The 2,154-nt window shown below is 56.6% G+C and carries 3 protein-coding genes; all 3 read right to left on the bottom strand.

Annotation, left to right across the window (positions count from 1 at the left end):
- A partial coding sequence (locus tag A9479_RS19385) for an ISL3-like element ISPpu12 family transposase (protein ID WP_064664321.1) occupies positions 1-936 on the bottom strand: 936 nt, incomplete at its 3' end.
- Between the two features lie 21 nt (positions 937-957).
- On the bottom strand, positions 958-1,470 hold the full coding sequence (lspA, locus tag A9479_RS19380; protein WP_004813174.1) for a signal peptidase II: 513 nt from the start codon (positions 1,468-1,470) through the stop codon (positions 958-960).
- A gap of 3 nt (positions 1,471-1,473) precedes the next feature.
- The coding region (locus tag A9479_RS19375; protein WP_197487280.1) for a cation transporter at positions 1,474-2,154 on the bottom strand (681 nt) is incomplete at its 5' end.

Below are 2,154 nucleotides of genomic sequence, written 5' to 3'. Positions count from 1 at the left end.
TGCCTGGAGCCGTGTGGTGGCGTCCCAGATGCCGTAGAAGCGCTCCTTGTGCTCGTAGGCGGCCAGCAGTTGCGGGAACGCGCCTGTCCAGGTCTCCATGATGAGGCGCTCCCGGTCTGAGACTTCGTGAGCGCGTTTCAGCAGGATTTTCCGGTCTCCCTTGAGAGTCCGGCTCTGGGACGGTTTCAGCTCCTTTCTGAGGCCCTTGCGCACTCTCTCTAGGGCATCGTTGGCCATGCGCACCACATGGAACTTATCGACCACGATACGGGCCTGGGACAGCACAGCCTTGACCGCTGCCCGGTAGGGGTTCCACATGTCCATACTGACGATCTCGACCTTCTGCCGGTCTTTCAGCTTCATCAGGTAGTTGGTCACCACGTCCTGGCGGCGGGTGGCCAGCAGGTCGAGCAGGGTTCGCTCCTCAATGTTGGTCAGAATGCAGCGGTAGCGCTTGTTCAGGTATAGCTCGTCAATGCCCAGGATGCGGGGCGTCTCGAAGCGGTGCCAGCGCCCCAGCAACTCGGCGCGGGCGTTGAAGATGTCGCGCACCGTCTTCTCGTCCAGGCCGGTCTGTGCCGCCACAAAGGTGTAGGGGTGGTTGAAGGATTCCTTCTCCACGTACTCATGCAGCCGCAGTGTCATACGGAATCCGTCCACCATCTCCGGTAGCTGGGGCCTGAATGTTGTCTTGCAGGCCCGGCAGGTGTATCGGCGGCGGACCACCCAGAGAGTGACCCGCTTGCCGTGGATGGGCAGATCACGATAGGGAACGTCACGCTTGCCGAACCGTACGAACTCACCCTGCACGCCGCATTCCTCGCAGGCGATGGGATCGGGCACGTCCACCTGGAAGTGCATTTCGTCGTCGGTTGATTTGCAGCCCAGTACTTGGTATTGCGGCAGGTGAAGGATGTTGTCGGGAAGTTCGGTCATGGTGTTGTATAGGCGTAGGTGTCAGTCAGATCCATCCGACTCGGCATTGGTGTTTGCTTTTTTACCCAACAAGCTGCTGGAAACTAAAAGTAAGGCACCGAGGACAATTGCAATATCAGCCAGGTTGAAGGCCGGCCAATGCCAGTCTCGCCAATAGAAATCAAAGGAATCCACAACATAGCCGCGAAAGACCCGGTCAATCAGGTTGCCCATGGCGCCACCGAGGATAAGACTGTAAGCGATGGCTTCTCCTTTATGACGATTTTCAAGGATCAGCTTGATCAGAAAAATCGAGACCACTACCGCGATTCCGATAAAAAAGTAGCGCTGCCAGCCTCCACCATTCGCAAAAAGACTGAATGCGGCACCGGTATTCCATACGTGTACCCAGTTAAAGAATGAGGTCACTGAAATAGACTCGCCATATGCCATTGATTGTTGCACCAGCCATTTTACGGCCTGATCAGACGCTGCCAGCAGGCCGGAGATGGACAACAGAGCGTACGGTGACAGATGTTTGCCAAAAATGGACATTGCTTAATCCTTGAGCGCCAGAATGCGTCTAGCACCGTTAAGTACAATTACCCCCGCGATGGTGCCGATAATCAGATCCGGATAATTGGACCCGGTCCACGCGACCAGAGCGCCGGCGGTGATGACCCCCAGGTTGATCACCACGTCGTTGGCCGAGAATATCCAGCTTGCCTTCATGTGCGCCCCGCCCTCCCGATGTTTGGATATGAGCAGCAGACAACTGGTATTGGCAATCAATGCGACGAATGCGATAGCCATCATCACCAGCGATTCAGGCTCACTACCGAATACAAAGCGTCTCACCACCTCTATGAGTACGCCCACAGCCAAGATCAGTTGCAGTACACCAGCAAGATGCGCGGCACGTACCTGCATTTTCACGCTATGTCCAACCGCATAAAGGGCAAGCCCGTACACCGCCGCATCGGCAAAATTGTCCAGGGATTCTCCAATCAGGCCGGTGGACCGAGCGATCAGACCGGCAGTCATTTCCACCACGAACAGAAGTGCATTGATGCCGAGCAACCAGCGCAGGGTCCCGGATTCTTGCTTAGCAGAAGCTGCCGAAAACTCGGCGGCCTTGATGGTCTCCGGATTTGCAGCGACGGTTTCCTGAAGCGAGGCGCCTAGCCCCAAGGTCTTCAGTTTCGAGGTGACGGGCTCGACCTCGCCGTCATGCACGAC

The organism is Pseudoalteromonas sp. MQS005 (assembly GCF_001661605.1).
In the GTDB taxonomy this organism is placed as follows: domain Bacteria; phylum Pseudomonadota; class Gammaproteobacteria; order Enterobacterales; family Alteromonadaceae; genus Pseudoalteromonas; species Pseudoalteromonas tetraodonis.
This window is presented reverse-complemented; position numbering and strand designations above follow the sequence as displayed.